General features: G+C 45.4%; 34 protein-coding genes. 6 read left to right on the top strand and 28 right to left on the bottom strand.

The window, feature by feature from the left end:
• Nucleotides 1-2 precede the first annotated feature (2 nt).
• The 4 genes from OCV20_RS01600 (at nucleotide 3) to OCV20_RS01585 (ending at nucleotide 3753) form a co-directional block, all read left to right on the top strand.
• Nucleotides 3-1757, top strand: coding sequence for a lysophospholipid acyltransferase family protein (locus tag OCV20_RS01600; RefSeq protein ID WP_086775408.1), 1755 nt, complete (start codon nucleotides 3-5; stop codon nucleotides 1755-1757).
• A gap of 71 nt (nucleotides 1758-1828) precedes the next feature.
• Nucleotides 1829-2395 (top strand): Crp/Fnr family transcriptional regulator, encoded by a 567-nt coding sequence (locus OCV20_RS01595; RefSeq protein WP_004735262.1) that lies wholly within the window; start codon nucleotides 1829-1831, stop codon nucleotides 2393-2395.
• Nucleotides 2396-2452: 57 nt separating this feature from the next.
• Complete coding sequence (locus OCV20_RS01590) at nucleotides 2453-2905, top strand: GNAT family N-acetyltransferase (RefSeq protein ID WP_086775407.1); 453 nt, start codon at nucleotides 2453-2455, stop codon at nucleotides 2903-2905.
• The gene (locus OCV20_RS01585) at nucleotides 2905-3753 is read left to right on the top strand and encodes a DMT family transporter (RefSeq protein ID WP_086775406.1); all 849 of its coding nucleotides are present in this window, start codon (nucleotides 2905-2907) and stop codon (nucleotides 3751-3753) included. Before OCV20_RS01590 ends, OCV20_RS01585 begins: the two co-directional genes overlap by 1 nt.
• Before the next feature lie 59 nt (nucleotides 3754-3812).
• Here OCV20_RS01585 and OCV20_RS01580 read toward each other — a convergent pair whose 3' ends face one another.
• Nucleotides 3813-4397: a LysM-like peptidoglycan-binding domain-containing protein gene (locus tag OCV20_RS01580; RefSeq protein ID WP_086775405.1), complete on the bottom strand. Its 585-nt coding sequence runs from the start codon at nucleotides 4395-4397 to the stop codon at nucleotides 3813-3815.
• Nucleotides 4398-4610: 213 nt separating this feature from the next.
• Here OCV20_RS01580 and OCV20_RS01575 point away from each other — a divergent pair, with 213 nt between their 5' ends.
• A complete protein-coding gene (locus tag OCV20_RS01575) occupies nucleotides 4611-5231 on the top strand; it encodes a BamJ family beta-barrel-assembly machinery protein (RefSeq protein ID WP_008220519.1) in 621 nt (206 codons plus the stop codon).
• A gap of 134 nt (nucleotides 5232-5365) precedes the next feature.
• The gene (locus OCV20_RS01570; protein ID WP_086775404.1) at nucleotides 5366-5860 is read left to right on the top strand and encodes a DUF2780 domain-containing protein; all 495 of its coding nucleotides are present in this window, start codon (nucleotides 5366-5368) and stop codon (nucleotides 5858-5860) included.
• A gap of 412 nt (nucleotides 5861-6272) precedes the next feature.
• On the opposite strand, the gene rplQ is transcribed toward OCV20_RS01570, so the two are convergent.
• From rplQ to rplC, 27 genes are all read right to left on the bottom strand, one after another.
• Nucleotides 6273-6653 carry a 50S ribosomal protein L17 gene (gene rplQ, locus OCV20_RS01565; RefSeq protein ID WP_004729812.1) on the bottom strand — a complete coding sequence of 127 codons (381 nt, stop codon included), beginning with the start codon at nucleotides 6651-6653 and terminating at the stop codon, nucleotides 6273-6275.
• Nucleotides 6654-6677: 24 nt separating this feature from the next.
• On the bottom strand, nucleotides 6678-7670 hold the full coding sequence (locus OCV20_RS01560) for a DNA-directed RNA polymerase subunit alpha (RefSeq protein WP_004729813.1): 993 nt from the start codon (nucleotides 7668-7670) through the stop codon (nucleotides 6678-6680).
• A 22-nt stretch (nucleotides 7671-7692) separates the two neighbouring features.
• Entirely contained in the window at nucleotides 7693-8313 is a 621-nt protein-coding gene (rpsD, locus tag OCV20_RS01555) for a 30S ribosomal protein S4 (protein WP_004738777.1), read from the bottom strand.
• Between the two features lie 31 nt (nucleotides 8314-8344).
• A complete protein-coding gene (rpsK, locus tag OCV20_RS01550; RefSeq protein WP_004738778.1) occupies nucleotides 8345-8734 on the bottom strand; it encodes a 30S ribosomal protein S11 in 390 nt (129 codons plus the stop codon).
• A 19-nt stretch (nucleotides 8735-8753) separates the two neighbouring features.
• Entirely contained in the window at nucleotides 8754-9110 is a 357-nt protein-coding gene (gene rpsM, locus OCV20_RS01545; protein ID WP_004738779.1) for a 30S ribosomal protein S13, read from the bottom strand.
• 148 nt (nucleotides 9111-9258) lie between these two features.
• Entirely contained in the window at nucleotides 9259-9372 is a 114-nt protein-coding gene (rpmJ, locus tag OCV20_RS01540) for a 50S ribosomal protein L36 (protein ID WP_000868186.1), read from the bottom strand.
• 41 nt (nucleotides 9373-9413) lie between these two features.
• On the bottom strand, nucleotides 9414-10748 hold the full coding sequence (secY, locus tag OCV20_RS01535; RefSeq protein WP_004738781.1) for a preprotein translocase subunit SecY: 1335 nt from the start codon (nucleotides 10746-10748) through the stop codon (nucleotides 9414-9416).
• Between the two features lie 20 nt (nucleotides 10749-10768).
• Complete coding sequence (gene rplO / locus OCV20_RS01530) at nucleotides 10769-11203, bottom strand: 50S ribosomal protein L15 (RefSeq protein ID WP_004736758.1); 435 nt, start codon at nucleotides 11201-11203, stop codon at nucleotides 10769-10771.
• A gap of 5 nt (nucleotides 11204-11208) precedes the next feature.
• On the bottom strand, nucleotides 11209-11385 hold the full coding sequence (rpmD, locus tag OCV20_RS01525) for a 50S ribosomal protein L30 (protein ID WP_004736756.1): 177 nt from the start codon (nucleotides 11383-11385) through the stop codon (nucleotides 11209-11211).
• 7 nt (nucleotides 11386-11392) lie between these two features.
• On the bottom strand, nucleotides 11393-11893 hold the full coding sequence (gene rpsE, locus OCV20_RS01520; RefSeq protein WP_004736754.1) for a 30S ribosomal protein S5: 501 nt from the start codon (nucleotides 11891-11893) through the stop codon (nucleotides 11393-11395).
• A gap of 14 nt (nucleotides 11894-11907) precedes the next feature.
• A complete protein-coding gene (rplR, locus tag OCV20_RS01515) occupies nucleotides 11908-12261 on the bottom strand; it encodes a 50S ribosomal protein L18 (protein ID WP_048605977.1) in 354 nt (117 codons plus the stop codon).
• A 9-nt stretch (nucleotides 12262-12270) separates the two neighbouring features.
• Nucleotides 12271-12804, bottom strand: coding sequence for a 50S ribosomal protein L6 (gene rplF / locus OCV20_RS01510; RefSeq protein WP_017063712.1), 534 nt, complete (start codon nucleotides 12802-12804; stop codon nucleotides 12271-12273).
• A 10-nt stretch (nucleotides 12805-12814) separates the two neighbouring features.
• The gene (rpsH, locus tag OCV20_RS01505) at nucleotides 12815-13207 is read right to left on the bottom strand and encodes a 30S ribosomal protein S8 (protein WP_017061309.1); all 393 of its coding nucleotides are present in this window, start codon (nucleotides 13205-13207) and stop codon (nucleotides 12815-12817) included.
• Nucleotides 13208-13236: 29 nt separating this feature from the next.
• Nucleotides 13237-13542, bottom strand: a complete 306-nt coding sequence (rpsN, locus tag OCV20_RS01500; protein ID WP_004738789.1) for a 30S ribosomal protein S14 — start codon at nucleotides 13540-13542, stop codon at nucleotides 13237-13239.
• Between the two features lie 16 nt (nucleotides 13543-13558).
• Nucleotides 13559-14098, bottom strand: a complete 540-nt coding sequence (rplE, locus tag OCV20_RS01495; RefSeq protein WP_004738790.1) for a 50S ribosomal protein L5 — start codon at nucleotides 14096-14098, stop codon at nucleotides 13559-13561.
• Nucleotides 14099-14122: 24 nt separating this feature from the next.
• Nucleotides 14123-14440 carry a 50S ribosomal protein L24 gene (rplX, locus tag OCV20_RS01490; RefSeq protein ID WP_004738792.1) on the bottom strand — a complete coding sequence of 106 codons (318 nt, stop codon included), beginning with the start codon at nucleotides 14438-14440 and terminating at the stop codon, nucleotides 14123-14125.
• An 11-nt stretch (nucleotides 14441-14451) separates the two neighbouring features.
• The gene (gene rplN / locus OCV20_RS01485) at nucleotides 14452-14823 is read right to left on the bottom strand and encodes a 50S ribosomal protein L14 (RefSeq protein WP_004736740.1); all 372 of its coding nucleotides are present in this window, start codon (nucleotides 14821-14823) and stop codon (nucleotides 14452-14454) included.
• 162 nt (nucleotides 14824-14985) lie between these two features.
• Nucleotides 14986-15240 carry a 30S ribosomal protein S17 gene (gene rpsQ, locus OCV20_RS01480; RefSeq protein ID WP_004736739.1) on the bottom strand — a complete coding sequence of 85 codons (255 nt, stop codon included), beginning with the start codon at nucleotides 15238-15240 and terminating at the stop codon, nucleotides 14986-14988.
• Nucleotides 15240-15431: a 50S ribosomal protein L29 gene (gene rpmC / locus OCV20_RS01475; RefSeq protein ID WP_004736737.1), complete on the bottom strand. Its 192-nt coding sequence runs from the start codon at nucleotides 15429-15431 to the stop codon at nucleotides 15240-15242. The genes rpsQ and rpmC overlap by 1 nt, the downstream gene beginning before the upstream one ends.
• Entirely contained in the window at nucleotides 15431-15841 is a 411-nt protein-coding gene (gene rplP / locus OCV20_RS01470; RefSeq protein ID WP_004736736.1) for a 50S ribosomal protein L16, read from the bottom strand. Before rplP ends, rpmC begins: the two co-directional genes overlap by 1 nt.
• Before the next feature lie 11 nt (nucleotides 15842-15852).
• Nucleotides 15853-16551, bottom strand: coding sequence for a 30S ribosomal protein S3 (rpsC, locus tag OCV20_RS01465; protein WP_004736734.1), 699 nt, complete (start codon nucleotides 16549-16551; stop codon nucleotides 15853-15855).
• An 18-nt stretch (nucleotides 16552-16569) separates the two neighbouring features.
• Complete coding sequence (gene rplV, locus OCV20_RS01460; protein WP_004736732.1) at nucleotides 16570-16902, bottom strand: 50S ribosomal protein L22; 333 nt, start codon at nucleotides 16900-16902, stop codon at nucleotides 16570-16572.
• A 10-nt stretch (nucleotides 16903-16912) separates the two neighbouring features.
• Nucleotides 16913-17191, bottom strand: coding sequence for a 30S ribosomal protein S19 (gene rpsS, locus OCV20_RS01455; RefSeq protein WP_004736729.1), 279 nt, complete (start codon nucleotides 17189-17191; stop codon nucleotides 16913-16915).
• A gap of 19 nt (nucleotides 17192-17210) precedes the next feature.
• A complete protein-coding gene (rplB, locus tag OCV20_RS01450; RefSeq protein WP_017076297.1) occupies nucleotides 17211-18035 on the bottom strand; it encodes a 50S ribosomal protein L2 in 825 nt (274 codons plus the stop codon).
• 14 nt (nucleotides 18036-18049) lie between these two features.
• Complete coding sequence (rplW, locus tag OCV20_RS01445; RefSeq protein ID WP_004736765.1) at nucleotides 18050-18352, bottom strand: 50S ribosomal protein L23; 303 nt, start codon at nucleotides 18350-18352, stop codon at nucleotides 18050-18052.
• Nucleotides 18349-18951 carry a 50S ribosomal protein L4 gene (rplD, locus tag OCV20_RS01440; RefSeq protein ID WP_004738803.1) on the bottom strand — a complete coding sequence of 201 codons (603 nt, stop codon included), beginning with the start codon at nucleotides 18949-18951 and terminating at the stop codon, nucleotides 18349-18351. The genes rplW and rplD overlap by 4 nt, the downstream gene beginning before the upstream one ends.
• A gap of 16 nt (nucleotides 18952-18967) precedes the next feature.
• Nucleotides 18968-19597 (bottom strand): 50S ribosomal protein L3, encoded by a 630-nt coding sequence (gene rplC, locus OCV20_RS01435; RefSeq protein ID WP_004736763.1) that lies wholly within the window; start codon nucleotides 19595-19597, stop codon nucleotides 18968-18970.

The raw sequence follows: 19597 nt of genomic DNA, 5'->3' as shown, positions 1-19597 counted from the left end.
TTATGATTGATAGTCCTTTTCGTTTACCACGTTACACGCCTTTTGGTTTAGGTGAGTCTGTTGTCGAGTGGGCAACTGGGCTATCTAAGCTAGACCGACTCTATCAAGATCGACCAAACGAGTTATCTAGCTTTGAATTCATGCATCACACCCTGTCGGCGCTCAATATCGACTACTCGGTTTCATCTGGCACCACAGAGAATATCCCGAAAGAAGGGCCAGTGGTGATTGTGGCTAACCATCCACTTGGTGCTATTGAAGGTGTGATCCTTGCCGATCTCGTAGGATCCGTAAGGAAGGATGTGAAGGTGCTGGCCAATGAACTACTTAAACGCCTGCCTGAACTGGATGATCTTTTCATCGGTGTCGATGTCTTTAATAGTAAAGAATCAAAACGCACCAATGCCAAAGCCATTCGAGACGCCAATCGTCATTTGGCTGATGGCGGACTGTTGATTGTATTCCCTGCGGGTGAAGTATCGAGCTACCGTAAAGGGGCAAAAACACTGACAGATATCGAGTGGAGCAAGTCGGTCGCCAAATTCGTCAAACGTCATCAAGCCACCACAGTGCCTATCTTTATCAATGGTAAAAACAGCGAGCTTTTCTACCAAGCAGGAAGAGTTCATCCGCTATTAAGAACCGCTCTACTCGGCCGTGAACTTCTTAATAAACAGGCGACGACTATCTCTATCTCGATTGGCTCATCGATTCCGTATTCAGAGATAAAATCGTTTGAAAAAGAGATGGATATCGTCAACTACCTACGACTCAATACCTACCTAATGAGTCAACAAGATAGCCCAAGCACGCCCATCCACGCGCCCTCTTTCGATACCCAAGTGATAGCGCCTATTCCGCCAGAAGTCTTATCAATAGAGATAGACTCACTCCCTGAAGAGATGAAACTGCTCGAGCAAGGGGATTTCGAGGTCTACTGCACGCCAAGCCAATCTATTCCTAACTTAATGCGCGAGATTGGTCGAGTAAGAGAAGAGAGCTTTAGAGAAGTCGGAGAAGGCAGTGGGCTTGCCTGTGATTTAGATGAATACGACCTTTACTACCATCAACTGTTTGTATGGAATAAAACCAAGGCAGAACTGGTTGGCGCGTATCGACTCGGTATGGTCGACAAACTCATCGCAGAGCACGGGCTTGATCAGCTCTACTCTCGTAGCCTGTTTAACTACAACCAAGAATTCATTGATACGTTAGAAAACAGCATTGAGCTTGGGCGATCAGTGGTAAGTAAGCCTTACCAAAAGAGCCTGAACTCACTGTTACTATTGTGGAAAGGCATCGCGACCTTTGTTTCTCGTCACCCTCAATACACCCATCTGTTCGGCCCTGTCAGTATCAGTAATGATTACAGCCACAATGCGCGTCTGTTGATCGCGACCACCTTATCAATCCATCACTACGACGAGGAAAAGGCGAATTTGGTTTCACCTTCATCACCACTCAATACCAGCAGTCATGTGTTCTGGCAGAATCACCTGCTCTCTTCACTGGCGAGTGTACCTCTGCTCTCTAAAGTGTTAGCACGCATGGAGCAAGGTAAAGGCCTGCCAGTACTGCTGCGCCAATATCTAGGGATGAACGGTAAACTGGTGTGTTTTAATGTCGACCCATCATTTAATGATGCCTTGGATGGCTTGATTGTGGTGAACCTTAAAAAGGTACCACTGAAAACTCTGGGTAAATACATGGGCAGAGAGCTTGCTCAAGACTACCTAGAGCAACACGCACGACGCTGATTTATCCCGCTCTGTACCTCTCTCCAAATAAGTGCGATGATTTCGGCACTTATTTGGGATAGGTTATTTTCATGCACACCTCTTTTATCGAACAACTGCAAAGCTTCGACTTCTCTGAAAGCCAGATTGAATCTCTACTCGCTGTTGCCAAGCCACTTGAGCTGCCAACCAGACACATCTTGATCAATCAAGGTGAGATGGCGAGTTCAATCTACTTTGTGCTTGAGGGCTTGTGCCACGCCTGCTACCTCACCAATGACGGTAAGCAATACAGCAAAGAGTTCTATTGGGAACAAGATTGGATCATCGGCTTTGAGAGTCTGATAAAGAACCAAGCCTCTCCTTACCTATTAGAAACGCTGACACCCATCACCATGTTAGAGCTGCCAATGAATGCGGTTATCGAGTGGCGAGCATCAAATAATCCTTTGTATTTAAAGCTGTTAGAAACACAGCTGATGCATAAGGAAAATAAAGAACGCTTCATGCTGCTCTATACACCAGAGCAACGCTATCAGCTGTTCTGCGAGCACTATCCCGACCTTGAGCAGCGCTTGAACGACAATCAAATTGCAGCCTACCTAGGAATAACTGCAATCAGCCTGAGCAGAATTAAAGGTCGAATTAACAATAGTTAATGCCAACAATCATCGCGCATAGTACATTCAGAGCATCGATAATCTCTGGATGTAAACATGATCACTTGGCACTCAATTCCGTTTTCTGAACTCTCAACACAACAGCTTTATCAACTACTTAAATTAAGAGTCGATGTATTTGTGGTGGAGCAAACTTGTCCTTATCCAGAGCTCGACGGTAAAGATACACTCGCAGGTGTTGAGCATCTGCTTGGCTATTCTGATGAAGAGTTGGTAGCGTGTGCACGTTTATTACCACCAGGTACCTCTTACGACAATACCAGCATCGGCCGAGTCGCAACCAAGCAATCAGCAAGAGGTGATGGCTTGGGGCATCAATTAATCAAAGAAGCATTAACACGCTGTGAGGCTCTTTGGCCAAATACGGCCATTGATATTGGCGCGCAGCAACACCTAGAAAGCTTCTATGCGAGCCATGGCTTCAAAACCATCTCGGATATGTACCTCGAAGATGACATTCCTCATATAGACATGAGATTAGAAAAATAATGACGAATATCACTGCCGGTATTCTATTGCTGGTTGCGGGCAACTTGTTTGCCTCGCTTTCCGACGTAGCGGTAAAGCTGTTAAATGGCGAAGTACCGCCCTTGCAGTATATTTTTTTCCGACAGTTGATATCTCTGCTCATCATCACCCCTTTGTGGCTTCAGCAGAAAAAAGAACAACGACGCTTACAGCAGGCTAAGGTAACCTTCATTCGAGGTCAGTTAATTCTGATTGGCAGTGGATGTATGGTGGTCGCGATCACTCACTTGTCTTTAGCAACCGCCAACGCAGTATTTTATGTCGCGCCTTTACTGATGTTGCCGCTCTCAATGTTGCTATTGAAAGAGAAACCGGCACTCGGCAAGGTTATCGCCACAACCATAGGTTTTATTGGCGCATTGATTGTCTTGAGACCATCGCAATTTCATTGGGCAGCATTGTTTGCTTTGGGGACAGCACTCACTCTCGCGCTATTTAATGTACTCGTAAGAAGGCTTCCTAGTGAACAAACCGTCTTCACAACGCTGTGGTGGACAACCTTATTCTCCATTCCAGCATCATTGGTATTGTGCTTCTTATACTGGCAGCTGGTGTCTTTGGGTCACTTGGGATACATAGCCCTGAGTGCAACACTCATATTGAGCTACAACGGCCTTGCGGTTGCTGCCTACCAAAAGGCACACTCTAGCCAAATTGCCTTGGCTGAGTATTCAGGATTGGTGTTTGTCGCGCTAATAGGTGCAATATGGTTCGATGAGATTCCGGATACATTAACCTTTATCGGAATCATGCTTATCATCTTGCCACTCGCCCCTTTCAAGCGACCAAAAAAAAGAGCTAATGCTTAGCTCTTTTCTATCGTTTATCTGTGTATGGTGAAGCGCTTTAACTCAGGCTCACTATTCATCTACTTACTGCGACCAAAGCCACCATCGGATAAGCGGAAGAACATCACCGAAGTGTCGCCTTTCTCTAGCTGAAGAATGTCCAACTGCCCAGTTTCAGCAAGTTTGAAACGAACCAGCTGGCCTTTACGAATCTGACTGAGTGGCTTATCTGCACCTTCAATACGCACTAACGCATTCAAGTCAGACAATGGCAAATCGTTGTTTCGAAAAACCTGCGCTAACGTATCCCCTTGCTTAACAAGGTACTCCTGCCAATTTTTGTTACTCGGTTCTGATGAACTGCTCTTGGCATTTTGCTGTTCGCTTAAGCCGACGGTGTTTATTTCAAGCTCAACACGCGATGTTGTTGGAGCTGTGTCTACTTTAGGTTCTGGTAGCGGCACAAAAAGTAATATCAGTACGATCGGAGAAATCACCATCAACAGTCTTTGGTGTAACTTCGGCAATGAGCCCCAAGTTTTCGCTGTTGAGGTTTTCATTTTCTTCACATCGATCGAACTCAATTTCTCTTTGACCTGATTCAGTCGATCCTTGAATTCTGCTAAGTGGTCAACTTTCTGTTTTTTCTTTTGACGACGATTCATACCACTGCGTCCTATACATTGAATAACTACAGTATAAAAACCAAAGTACCAACAGTATAGATCTTTCCGTCACAACAAGGCCCAAAGCGAGAAAATTGACATGGCTGTGATTTGGGCACGGTAAAGCGCAAGTGATCAGGGACTAGCCGTTTCTTCACGCTGCTAATACTGGTATTCTTACCCTTTTCGTACTGACAAAAAGAGTGACTTTTCATGTCTGAAGTAAAATTTGAAACTGTAGAGCAAAAAGCTAGCTACGGTATCGGTCTACAAATGGGCCAACAACTTGCAGGTTCTGGTCTTGAAGGCCTAAACGTTGACGCAATCGCTGCTGGTATCGCAACAGCTCTAGTTGGCGACATGCCAGCTATCGAAGTTGACGAAATCAACAACGCACTACAAGAGCTACACACTCGTGGTGAAGCTGCACGTCAAGAACTAGCTAAAGCTGCTGCTGCTGACGGCGAAGCTTTCCTAGCTGACAACGCTCTTCGTTCAGAAGTAACGGTTCTTGAGTCTGGTCTTCAGTACGAAGTACTAACTGAAGGTACTGGCGAAATCCCAACTGCAGACAAGCAAGTACGTGTTCACTACCACGGCGAACTAACTGACGGTACTGTTTTCGACAGCTCTGTATCTCGCGGTCAACCTGCTGAATTCCCAGTAACTGGCGTAATTCAAGGTTGGGTACAAGCTCTACAAATGATGCCTGTTGGCTCTAAGTGGAAGCTATACATCCCTCAAGATCTAGCATACGGTGAGCGTGGTGCAGGTGCTGCAATCCCACCATTTGCTGCTCTAGTATTTGAAGTAGAACTTCTAGCAATTCTTTAATTTTTATAAAAACCTTTAGTAAAACAAAATACTATAGGCAAATAAAATTGAAATAATCCAACGGCGATGTGACTACATCGCCGTTTTTCGTTTATAGTGAAAGAGTAAATTACTTTATTACTTAAGGACGAATAATGAAGAAAGTACTCATCACAGTTTTAAGCAGCCTTGCTGTTGTCTCTTGCGCTAGCACGAGCGACTCTGAACAAACCAGTTCATCATCAGATACCAACTATTCCCAACTATCACAAACTGCACTAATGGCAGCAGTGAATATGTGGTCTCAGCAGAACGAAACAACGCCACTAGTGGATACGGTAGCTGACCAAGCTTCTGTTACCAGCGACCAAGCAGTTGGCGGTATTGGTTCAATGTTGGCCCTTGCACAAAACTCACTTGGCACAGCCGACAACAAAGAACTCGCGACACTAATTCCGGGTATGTCGAGCCTTGAGTCTACGGGTCTATCATCGCTACTAAGCTCACAAGGTGCCGTTGAAAGTGCATTTTCTGGATTAGGTATGGATCCATCAATGGTTACAACATTTTCGCCAATTATTCTTCAAGCACTGCAGTCACAAGGTGCAACGAGCGGCCTGATGGATTCACTTTCAGCTATATGGCAATAAGCGTTAGTTATTAATAGCTAGCTTAAAATTTGATAAGGGCACTTCGGTGCTCTTTTTTGTGCGCGGAACAAAAGATATTTGAGATACGAGATACGAGATACGAGATACGAGATACGAGATACGAGATACGAGATACGAGATACGAGATACGAGATACGAGATACGAGATACGAGATACGAGATACGAGATACGAGATACGAGATACGAGATACGAGATACGAGATACGAGATACGAGATACGAGATACGAGATACGAGATACGAGATACGAGATATTTTTGAAAAATGGCGCAGACAAGACAAGCAAAAAATGCCAAACATCATGGTGCAATTTCTATTATCTTTTCCTTGTTCTACAGACACAAAAAAGCCGAGCTAATGCTCGGCTTTTGTATTAAGAATCTAGTATAGATTACTCAGCAGCTTCTTCAGCAGCTGGGCGGTCTACAAGCTCAATGTAAGCCATTGGAGCTTTATCACCAGTACGGAAACCACATTTAAGAATGCGAGTGTAACCACCTTGGCGAGCCGCGAAACGCGGGCCTAGTTCATTAAATAGTTTTGCCACAACTTCGTTATCACGAGTGCGAGCAAATGCAAGACGACGGTTAGCAACACTGTCTGTCTTAGCTAGGGTAATCAATGGCTCAATTACGCGACGTAGTTCTTTTGCTTTAGGCACGGTAGTTTTAATAACTTCGTGACGAACAAGAGAGCTAGCCATGTTGCTGAACATCGCTTTGCGATGACTGCTGTTGCGGTTGAGTTGACGACCACTTTTACGATGGCGCATGACCTAATCCTTCTAACTTTTCGATTAATCTTCAGCGATTGACGCTGGTGGCCAGTTTTCTAGACGCATGCCTAGAGAAAGACCACGTGAAGCAAGCACATCTTTAATCTCTGTAAGAGATTTCTTACCAAGGTTTGGCGTTTTAAGTAGCTCAACCTCAGTGCGCTGTACAAGATCACCGATGTAGTGAATCGCTTCTGCTTTCAAACAGTTAGCAGAGCGAACTGTTAGTTCAAGATCGTCTACAGGACGTAGTAGGATAGGATCGAATTCTGGCTTCTCTTCCTTCTCCTCAGGTACACGTACATCACGAAGATCTACGAACGCATCCAGTTGTTCAGCTAAAATTGTAGCTGCACGACGGATTGCTTCCTCAGGTTCTAGAGTACCGTTCGTTTCCATATCGATAACAAGCTTGTCTAAATCAGTACGTTGTTCTACACGTGCCGCTTCTACAGCGTAAGCGATTTTATCAACCGGGCTGTAAGTAGCGTCAACTAGTAGACGACCGATAGGACGCTCATCTTCTTCAGTATGGATACGAGCTGAAGCTGGAACGTAACCACGACCACGTTCTACTTTGATACGCATAGCGATCTCAGCGTTGTCATCCGTTAGGTGACAAATTACGTGCTCAGGGTTAGCGATCTCTACATCACCATCGTGGGTGATGTCACCTGCAACAACAGGGCCTGAGCCTGATTTGTTCAGTGTAATAAACACTTCATCTTTGCCTTCAGCAACGCGTACAGCCAAACCTTTAAGGTTTAGAAGGATTTCCAGGATATCTTCCTGAACGCCTTCTTTAGTGCTGTATTCGTGTAGCACACCTTCAATTTCAACTTCTGTTACGGCACAACCCGGCATAGAAGATAGAAGAATGCGGCGAAGAGCATTACCTAGAGTGTGGCCGAAACCGCGCTCTAATGGCTCAAGAGTTACTTTCGCGTGTGTCGTATTGATCTGTTCAATGTCAACAAGACGCGGCTTAAGAAATTCTGTTACAGAACCCTGCATTGTGTCCTCTCTTTTTTTAACCTTACTTAGAGTAAAGTTCGACGATCAAGTGTTCATTGATGTCAGCTGATAGGTCAGAACGCTCAGGCATACGCTTGAATGTACCTTCCATTTTGCCAGCATCTACTTCAATCCAAGTTGGCTTTTCACGTTGTTCAGCAACTTCTAGAGCCGCTTTAATACGAGATTGCTGTTTAGCTTTCTCGCGGATAGAAACAACGTCGTTTGCCGCTACTTTGAAAGAAGGAACGTTTACAACTTTACCGTTAACTAGAATAGACTTGTGGCTAACTAGTTGACGAGATTCAGCACGAGTAGCGCCAAAGCCCATACGGTAAACTACGTTATCAAGACGACCTTCAAGAAGCTGAAGCAGGTTTGCACCTGTGTTGCCTTTAAGACGTGCAGCTTCTTTGTAGTAGTTGCGGAATTGTTTTTCTAGAACGCCGTAGATACGACGAACTTTTTGCTTCTCACGAAGCTGAACGCCATACTCAGATAGACGACCGCGACGAGCGCCGTGTACACCTGGTGCGTTATCAATTTTACACTTGGTATCGATCGCACGGACACCAGACTTAAGGAATAAGTCAGTACCTTCGCGACGGCTAAGCTTCAGCTTAGGACCCAAATATCTTGCCATGATCTTTCTCCAATATTCCTAGAAACGAAACTTAAACGCGACGTTTCTTAGGTGGACGACAACCGTTATGAGGGATTGGTGTCGCATCAACAATGTTAGTGATACGGAAACCAGCAGCGTTCAGTGCACGAACAGTAGATTCGCGACCTGGACCTGGACCCTTAACCATAACTTCCAAGTTCTTTAGGCCATATTCTTTAGCCATTTCACCACAACGCTCAGCTGCAACTTGTGCTGCGAACGGAGTAGATTTACGAGAACCACGGAAACCTGAACCACCTGCTGTAGCCCATGCAAGAGCGTTGCCTTGACGGTCAGTGATAGTTACGATTGTGTTGTTGAAAGAAGCATGAATGTGCGCTACGCCATCAGCTACTTGCTTGCGTACGCGCTTACGCGCGCGAGTTGGTTGTTTTGCCATTGTACTCTACCTTATCCGACTATTTCTTGATCGGCTTGCGCGGACCCTTACGGGTGCGAGCGTTGGTTTTAGTACGCTGTCCACGTAGTGGTAGACTGCGACGATGACGAAGACCGCGGTAACAGCCAAGGTCCATAAGACGCTTGATGTTCATCGATACTTCACGACGTAGATCACCTTCTACAGTGTACTTAGCTACACCATCACGCAGTTGATCGATCTGCTCTTCAGTTAGTTCACTGATCTTAGCATCTTCAGCAATACCCACTTCAGCTAGAATAGCTTGAGAGCGAGTTTTACCGATACCGTAGATTGCAGTAAGTGCAATTACAGAATGCTTATGATCAGGAATGTTAATGCCGGCTATACGGGCCATTATTCACTCCTAAGGGGTTCATAAAAGAATTATCCGCAGCAAAGCCCGTTATGGATACGCTGCGGCATACTACTTCTTTTGCACGCAAAAGGTAGGCCGAGGAATATACTCGACTCTACCTTGTATTTCAAGTAAAAATTTCTGCTAATTAGCCTTGGCGTTGCTTATGCTTTGGCTCACTGCAAATCACGCGAACGACACCGTTACGCTTGATAACTTTACAGTTACGGCAGATTTTTTTAACGGAAGCACGAACTTTCATTGCTAAACTCCGTAAATGGAATCGAAATTGTTACCACCGAATTAACGGCCGTAACCCTTCAGATTCGCTTTCTTTAACACAGAATCATACTGTTGTGACATCAGATGAGTCTGTACCTGTGCCATGAAATCCATGATAACTACCACTACGATTAGTAGTGATGTGCCGCCAAAGTAGAAACGAACGTTCCACGCGACCATCATGAACTCAGGAATCAGACATATAAAAGTAATGTATAGAGCGCCCGCAAGGGTTAGTCTAGTCATCACTTTATCGATATATTTCGCTGTCTGCTCACCTGGGCGGATACCGGGTACGAATGCACCAGACTTCTTCAAGTTATCAGCTGTTTCACGTGGGTTAAACACCAACGCTGTATAGAAGAAACAGAAGAAGATTATAGCTGCTGCATAAAGCATTACATACAAAGGTTGACCTGGGCTAAGAGCTAATGACACGTCAGTTAACCAACCGAACGCGCTGCTTTCACCATTTTGACCAAACCACTGCGCTAATGTTCCTGGGAACAAAATAATACTTGATGCGAAAATCGCTGGAATAACACCTGCCATATTAATCTTAAGAGGCAAGTGAGAGCTTTGTGCTGCAAAAACTTTACGACCTTGTTGACGTTTCGCATAGTTAACGACGATACGACGTTGACCACGTTCCATGAAAACTACGAAGTAAATAACAGCAAAAGACAATACAGCAATCAACAGCAGAAGAAGCACATGCAATTCACCTTGACGCGCTTGCTCGATTGTTTGACCGATTGCAGAAGGCAATCCAGCAACAATACCTGCAAAAATCAGAATGGAAATACCATTACCGATTCCTCGCTCAGTGATTTGTTCACCTAACCACATTAAGAACATGGTACCAGTTACTAAACTCACGGTAGCAATAAGCGTAAACATGGTTTGGTTGATAACAACCAGATTGTCGACCATGTTTGGTAAGCCTGTTGCGATACCAATAGCTTGGAATGTTGCAAGTACAAGCGTGCCGTAGCGTGTATATTGGCTTATCTTACGACGGCCTGCTTCACCCTCTTTCTTGAGTTCCGCTAACGCTGGATGAACTACAGTTAGCAATTGGACTACGATCGATGCCGAAATGTACGGCATGATACCCAATGCTAATATAGATGCACGCTCAAGAGCACCACCGGAGAACATGTTAAACATTTCTACGATGGTACCTTTTTGCTGATCGAACAAATCGGCAAGTACAGCTGCGTCAATACCAGGGATCGGCACAAAAGAGCCGGCTCGGAATACTAAAAGTGCACCAATTACGAATAATAAGCGCGACTTTAGTTCACTTAAGCCGCTCTGAGCACTACGAAAATCTTGTCCTGGTTTCTTAGCCATCTGTACCTCGTTCCTCGAGATTATTCCTCGATTTTACCGCCTGCAGCTTCGATTGCAGCTTTAGCGCCTTTAGTCACGCGTAGACCTTTAACAGTCACAGCTTTGCTTAGGTCACCAGAAAGAACGATCTTAACAAACTCGATGTTCTTAGTGATAACGTTAGCAGCTTTAAGGCTGTTAAGATCAACTACGTCACCTGTTACTTTCGCTAGCTCAGCTAGACGAACTTCAGCAGACACTAGGCTCTTACGAGAAGTGAAACCGAATTTAGGTAGACGTTGTTTTAGAGGCATTTGACCGCCTTCAAAACCTGGACGAACAGAGCCGCCAGAACGTGACTTTTGACCTTTGTGACCGCGGCCACCTGTTTTACCAAGGCCAGAACCGATACCACGACCTACACGCTTCTTAGAAGGTTTAGAGCCAGCAGCCGGTGATAGAGTATTCAAACGCATTCTGATTACTCCTCAATCTTAACCATGTAGTAAACCTTGTTGATCATACCGCGTACGCACGGTGTATCTTCAAGTTCTACTGTATGGTTGATGCGACGAAGACCTAGACCTTTAAGACACGCTTTGTGCTTAGGTAGGCGACCAATTGAGCTTTTAGTTTGAGTTACTTTAATAGTTGCCATCGTGTGCTTACTCCGAAATAGATTCAACAGTTAGACCACGTTTAGCAGCAACCATTTCTGGTGACTTAACGTCTACTAGAGCACCAATCGTTGCGCGAACAACGTTGATAGGGTTCGTTGAACCGTATGCTTTAGAAAGTACGTTATGTACGCCTGCAACTTCAAGTACGGCACGCATTGCACCACCGGCAATAACACCTGTACCTTCAGCAGCTGGCTGCATGTAAACTTTAGAGCCCGAATGACGACCTTTCACCGGGTGGTGAAGAGTGCCTTCGTTAAGCGCAACAGTAACCATGTTACGACGCGCTTTTTCCATTGCTTTTTGAATCGCAGCAGGTACTTCACGAGCTTTGCCGTAACCGAAACCTACACGACCATTACCGTCACCAACTACTGTTAGTGCAGTGAAGCTCATGATTCGACCACCTTTAACCGTCTTAGATACACGGTTAACTGCGATCAGCTTTTCTTGCAAATCATTAGCTTGTTGTTGTTCTTTAGCCATCTTCCAACCCTACCTTAGAATTTCAGACCAGCTTCGCGAGCAGAATCTGCTAGCGCCGCTACTCGACCGTGGTATTGGAAACCAGAACGATCGAATGCAACTGAAGCTACGCCTTTTTCAAGAGCGCGCTCAGCAACAGCTTTACCAACTGCTTTAGCTGCATCAACGTTACCAGTGTTCTTAACTTGCTCACGGATCGCTTTTTCTACAGTAGAAGCAGCTGCGATAACCTCAGAGCCGTTTGCCGCGATAACTTGTGCGTAAACATGGCGAGGAGTACGGTGTACTACCAGGCGAGTTGCACCAAGTTCTGCAATCTTACGACGTGCACGTGTAGCACGACGGATGCGAGATGCTTTCTTATCCATAGTGATACCTTACTTCTTCTTAGCTTCTTTAGTACGCACATTTTCATCTGCGTAACGAACACCTTTGCCTTTGTAAGGCTCAGGAGCACGGTAAGAACGAATGTCAGCCGCAACTTGACCTACTACTTGCTTATCGCAACCAGTAATGATGATCTCAGTTTGGCTAGGGCACTCAGCTTTAATACCTTCAGGTAGAGCGTGCTCTACTGGGTGAGAAAAACCAAGTGTTAGAGCTACAGAGTTGCCTTTCATAGCAGCACGGTAACCAACACCCTTAAGAGTTAGCTTCTTAGTGAAGCCCTCAGTAACACCCACAACCATGTTATTAACTAGAGCGCGAGCTGTACCAGCTTGTGCCCATGCGTTAGTAACACCTTCTTTCGGACCGAAAGTTAGGTTGGTTTCTTCCTGTGCAATAACTACGGCGCTGTTAAGAACGCGAGTAAGCTCACCTTTGCTACCTTTTACAGTAACTTCTTGGCCGTTTAGTTTCACCTCTACGCCAGCTGGAATAGCGACAGGTGCTTTAGCAACACGAGACATAATCTACTCCTTAAGCTACGTAACAGATGATTTCACCGCCAAGACCTGCTTTACGAGCAGCACGGTCAGACATCAGACCCTTGGAAGTAGAAACAACTGCAATACCAAGACCACCCATCACTGTAGGTAAAGAGTCTTTATTTTTATAAACTCTTAGACCAGGACGTGATACACGCTTGATTTGCTCGATTACAGGTTTAGCTTGGAAGTACTTAAGAGTAACTTCTAGCTCAGGTTTTGCTTCGCTGTTAACAGCGAAGTCTACGATGTAACCTTCAGCTTTAAGTAATGCAGCAATTGCAACTTTAAGCTTTGAAGAAGGCATTTTTACAGCAACTTTGTTTGCTGCCTGACCGTTACGAACTCGGGTCAGCATATCCGAAATCGGATCTTGCATGCTCATAAGATTTACTCCAAATGATTAAGTGGCAATTACCAGCTAGCCTTACGAAGACCCGGAATCTCGCCTTTCATGCAAGCTTCACGAACCTTAATGCGGCTTAGACCGAATTTACGTAGGTAACCGTGTGGACGACCAGTTTGGTTGCAACGGTTGCGCTGACGTGATGCACTTGAATCACGTGGAAGAGATTGCAGTTTAAGAACCGCATTCCAACGATCTTCTTCAGATGCGTTTACATCGCTAATGATAACTTTTAGCGCAGAACGCTTTTCAGCGAACTTAGCTACTAGTTTTGCACGTTTAGCTTCACGTGCTTTCATTGATTGTTTAGCCATAACAGTAACCCTACCCTTACTTACGGAATGGGAAGTTAAAGGCAGCCAGCAGAGCTCGGCCTTCCTCATCGGAACCCGCAGAAGTCGTGATAGTAATATCAAGACCGCGGACGCGATCGACTTTATCGTAGTCGATTTCCGGAAAGATGATTTGCTCGCGAACGCCCATGCTGTAGTTACCGCGACCGTCAAAAGACTTAGCGCTAACACCACGGAAATCACGTACACGTGGAAGTGCGATAGAGATTAAACGCTCTAAAAATTCCCACATGCGCTCACCACGCAAGGTTACTTTACAACCAATTGGGTAGCCTTCACGAATTTTGAAACCAGCTACAGATTTACGCGCTTTAGTGATAAGTGGCTTTTGACCAGAGATCGTTGCCATATCAGCTGCTGCGTTTTCTAGCAGTTTCTTATCGTTGATTGCTTCACCAACGCCCATGTTTAGGGTGATTTTCTCAATCCTAGGGACTTGCATGACGCTTGTGTAGCTGAACTCTTTGGTAAGCTCAGCGACTACAGACGACTTGTAGTAATCATGCAGTTTCGCCATAGTAGAACTCCAAATTACTTCTAATTAGTTAGAAACAGTTTCGCCGTTAGATTTGAAGAAACGAACTTTCTTGCCATCTTCGATACGGAAACCGATACGGTCTGCTTTACCAGTAGCCGCGTTAAAAACAGCAACGTTAGAAGCATCAATAGCTGCTTCTTGTTCAACGATGCCACCTTGTTGACCTAGAGCCGGAACCGGCTTTTGGTGTTTCTTAACAAGGTTGATGCCTTCAACGATAACTTTACCAGTTGTCAGAACCTTAGTTACTTTACCTTTCTTGCCTTTATCTTTACCAGCAAGAATGATTACTTCGTCATTACGACGGATTTTAGCTGCCATATTGCCGCTCCTTACAGAACTTCAGGTGCTAGTGATACAATCTTCATGAATTTCGCGTTACGAAGTTCACGAGTCACAGGACCAAAGATACGTGTGCCGACTGGTTGCTCAGTAGTGTCATTTAACAATACACAAGCATTACTGTCGAAGCGAATGACAGAACCGTCTGGGCGACGAACGCCTTTACGGGTGCGCACTACTACCGCCTTCAGAACATCACCTTTCTTTACTTTACCGCGAGGAATCGCTTCCTTCACTGTAACCTTGATGACGTCACCGATATGTGCATAACGGCGGTGAGAGCCACCCAGAACCTTAATACACATTACCTTGCGCGCGCCAGAGTTATCTGCTGCGTCAAGTGTACTTTGCATCTGGATCATTGTTAGTGCTCCGCTAAATATTAAAACTAGACCCTCTCGGGTCGGGCTGCCTCTTTAAAAGGGACGCGAATTGTACCACCCTTTTTTTAAATTGGGTAGACAAAAAACAAGCGGCTCCAAAAAATTATTTGGAGCCGCTTATAAGTTATAGAATTACAAAGATTAAATCTTCGCTTTTTCTAGAACTTTAACCAATGTCCAAGACTTAGTCTTAGACAGAGGACGACACTCAGCGATTTCAACTTTGTCGCCTAGGCCACAAGTGTTGTCTTCGTCGTGTGCGTGTACTTTAGTCGTGCGTTTGATGAACTTACCGTAAATTGGGTGTTTTACAGTGCGCTCAATAGCAACAACGATAGACTTGTCCATCTTGTCACTTACTACACGGCCTTGCTGGATGCGGTTAGTTTCGCTCATTATGCGCCTGCCTTTTCAGTCAAAACAGTTTTCACACGTGCGATGTCACGGCGTACAGCTTTTAGAGTATGAGTTTGCTGTAGTTGACCAGTTGCAGCTTGCATGCGCAAGTTGAACTGTTCACGTAGCAAATTCAATAGCTCAGCGTTAAGCTCTTCAACGTTCTTTTCGCGTAGATCTTGTGCTTTCATCACATCACCTGCTTAGTTACAAAAGTAGTTTTAACAGGCAGTTTACGTGCCGCTAGGCGGAACGCTTCACGTGCCAACTCTTCAGGTACGCCATTCATCTCGTACATAACTTTGCCTGGTTGGATTTGAGCAACCCAGTACGCAACTGAACCTTTACCTTTACCTTGACGAACTTCAAGAGGCTTTTCAGTAATCGGCTTGTCTGGGAATACACGGATCCAGATTTGACCTTGACGCTTAATGTGACGTGTCATAGCACGACGTGCCGCTTCGATTTGACGTGCAGTCAGACGACCACGGCCAACAGCTTTAAGACCGAATTCGCCGAAGCTTACTTCAGTACCTTTAGCTAGACCACGGTTACGACCAGTCATAACCTTGCGGAACTTAGTACGTTTTGGTTGTAGCATCGTTCGACTCCTTACTTACGGCCTTTACGCTGCTTCTTAGGCTTATCGCCTTTTGGCTCTACTGCGTTAGCAGCTGGCATACCGCCTAGAATCTCACCTTTGAAGATCCAAACTTTAATGCCGATCACACCGTATTGAGTGTGAGCCGAAGAAGTTGCGTAATCAATGTCTGCACGTAGAGTGTGTAGAGGCACACGGCCTTCACGGTACCACTCAGAACGTGCGATTTCAGCACCGCCAAGACGGCCGCCTACTTGTACTTTGATGCCTTTAGCGCCTAGACGCATAGCATTTTGTACCGCACGCTTCATTGCACGACGGAACATAACACGACGCTCTAGTTGAGACGCGATGCTATCAGCTACAAGCTGACCATCTAGCTCAGGCTTACGTACTTCAGCGATGTTAATTTGCGCTGGTACACCTGCGATTTTAGCTACAGCTGCGCGTAGCTTCTCTACGTCTTCACCTTTCTTACCGATAACAACGCCAGGACGAGCAGTGTGAATAGTCACACGGATGCTCTTAGCTGGACGCTCGATAACGATACGAGATAATGATGCTTTTTGTAGTTCCTTTGTAAGGAACTGACGTACCTTGAAGTCGCCGTCTAGGTTGTCAGCGAATTCGTTGGTATTAGCAAACCATGTAGCATTCCAAGGCTTAACGATGCCAAGACGAATACCATTAGGATGTACTTTCTGACCCATTGCTTACTCTCCTAGTCTTTAGCGATCTGCTACAACAATAGTGATGTGGCTTGAACGCTTCAAGATACGATCCGCACGACCTTTAGCACGAGGCATAATACGCTTCATGATAGGGCCCTCATCTACGAAGATTTTAGCGACATTTAGATCGTCGATATCTGCACCTTCGTTATGTTCCGCGTTAGCGATAGCTGACTCAAGAACCTTCTTAACTAATACAGCAGCTTTTTTGTTGCTGAAAGTTAGAATTTCTAGAGCTTGGTCTACCGACTTACCGCGAATTTGGTCTGCAACTAAGCGAGCTTTCTGTGGAGAAATACGAGCAAAGTTATGTTTAGCTAAAGCTTCCATCATCTACTCCTTATTTCTTCTTAGCTTTCTTATCTGCAGCATGACCGCGATAAGTACGAGTTGGTGCAAATTCGCCCAGTTTGTGACCGATCATTTCTTCGGTAACGAAAACTGGAACGTGCTGACGACCATTATGGACAGCGATGGTCAAACCAATCATTGTTGGGATGATCATTGAGCGACGGGACCAAGTCTTAATAGGCTTTTTGTCTCCGCTTTCCACCGCTTTCTCTACCTTCTTCAGCAAGTGTAGGTCAATAAAAGGACCTTTCTTGAGAGAACGTGGCATGGCGATTCCTCTTTATAAATTATTTAGTGCGACGACGTACGATGTACTTGTCAGTGCGCTTGTTCTTACGAGTCTTGAAGCCCTTAGTAGGAACGCCCCAAGGAGAAACTGGGTGACGACCACCAGATGTGCGGCCTTCACCACCACCATGTGGGTGATCCACCGGGTTCATTACTACACCACGTACGGTTGGACGTACGCCGCGCCAGCGTGAAGCACCAGCTTTACCAAGTTCACGTAGCATATGCTCAGAGTTACCAACTTCACCGATCGTTGCACGACCTTCAGAAAGAACTTTGCGCATCTCACCAGAACGTAGACGGATAGTTACGTATGCACCATCGCGAGCGATGATTTGAGCATAAGCACCAGCCGAACGAGCTAGTTGAGCACCTTTACCAGGCTTAAGTTCAACACAGTGTACAGTAGAACCTACTGGGATGTTGCGCATCGGCAGAGTGTTACCTGCTTTGATTGCAGCATCTACGCCAGATTGAATCTGGTCGCCTGCGTTAACACCTTTAGGTGCAATGATGTAACGACGCTCACCGTCTGCGTACAGAACTAGAGCGATGTTAGCACTACGGTTTGGATCGTATTCTAGACGCTCAACTTTCGCTGGGATGCCATCTTTAGTACGTTTGAAGTCAATCAGGCGGTAATGGTGCTTATGACCACCACCGATGTGACGTACTGTAATACGACCGTTGTTGTTACGACCACCGTTCTTAGAGTTTTTCTCTAGAAGTGGTGCGTATGGCTTACCCTTGTGTAGGTCAGCGTTAACAACTTTAACGACGTGACGACGACCAGGGGAAGTCGGCTTACATTTAACAATAGCCATTTTTACTACTCCTGTTATTCCGCGCCGCCAACGAAGTCAAGATCTTGACCTTCTTTCAAAGTAACGTAGGCTTTCTTAACGTCTGAACGACGGCCTTCACGCATACCTTGACGTTTGGTCTTACCCTTTAATACAAGAGTATTTACAGACTTAACTTCAACTTCAAATAGCTTTTCTACAGCTGCTTTGATCTCTTTCTTAGTTGCATCTTTAGCTACTTTGAAAACGATAGTGTTCGCTTTCTCAGCTGCCATAGTTGCTTTTTCAGAGATGTGCGGAGCACGTAGAACTTTTAAGATACGCTCTTCAGTGATCATGCTAGCATCTCCTCAACTTGCTTAACTGCGTCAGCAGTCATTAGAACCTTGTCGAAAGCGATTAGTGATACTGGATCAACACCAGCAACATCACGTGCATCTACTTTGTATAGGTTACGAGCAGCTAAGAATAGATTTTCATCTACTTCGCCAGTCACAATCAGAACGTCGCTTAGCTCAAGCTCTTTAAGCTTAGCTACAAGTTCTTTTGTTTTTGGTGCTTCTACAGAGAAGTTATCAACAACGATTAAACGCTCTTGACGAACTAGCTCAGAAAGAATGCTCTTCATAGCACCGCGGTACATTTTTTTGTTTACTTTTTGGCTGTGATCTTGTGGTTTCGCAGCAAAAGTAACACCACCTGTACGCCAGATTGGGCTACGAATTGTACCAGCACGTGCGCGGCCAGTACCTTTTTGACGCCATGGCTTAGCGCCACCGCCAGATACTTCAGAACGAGTCTTTTGAGCACGAGTACCTTGACGAGCACCTGCTGCATATGCAACAACTACTTGGTGTACAAGAGCTTCGTTGAAGTCACGTCCGAAAGTAGTCTCGGAAACAGTTAGTGCATCAGCACCTTTAACCATCAATTCCATTACTTACTCCTAGACGTTATGCTTTAACAGCAGGTTTTACGATCACGTTTCCGCCTGTTGAGCCCGGTACTGCACCTTTAATAAGGAGTAGATTGCGCTCAGCGTCAACACGTACGATCTCTAGGTTTTGAGTCGTTACACGCTCAGCACCCATGTGACCTGCCATTTTCTTGCCTTTAAACACGCGGCCTGGAGTTTGACATTGGCCAATTGAACCCGGTGCGCGGTGAGACAAAGAGTTACCGTGAGTCATATCTTGAGTAGAGAAGTTCCAACGCTTGATAGCGCCTTGGAAGCCTTTACCTTTAGATGTACCAGTAACGTCTACTTTTTTAATTTCGTTGAAAAGTTCTACGTTTAGCTCAGCGCCAACTTCAAACTCTTCGCCGTTTTCTAAACGGAATTCCCAAAGACCGCGACCTGCTTCTACACCCGCTTTCGCGAAGTGACCAGCTTCAGGTTTAGTTACACGGTTAGCTTTCTTAGCACCAGTAGTTACTTGGATTGCTGCGTAGCCATCAGTCTCAAGAGTTTTAACTTGAGAAATACGGTTCGCTTCAACCTCAACAACAGTTACTGGGATAGAAACGCCTTCTTCAGTAAATACGCGGGTCATACCCACTTTACGTCCGACTAGACCAATCAT

Origin of the sequence: Vibrio coralliirubri, assembly GCF_024347375.1 — a bacterium.
GTDB classification, from domain to species: Bacteria; Pseudomonadota; Gammaproteobacteria; order Enterobacterales; family Vibrionaceae; genus Vibrio; species Vibrio coralliirubri.
Note: the sequence above shows the minus strand (reverse complement) of the source record. Positions and strands in the feature narration are given on the sequence as shown.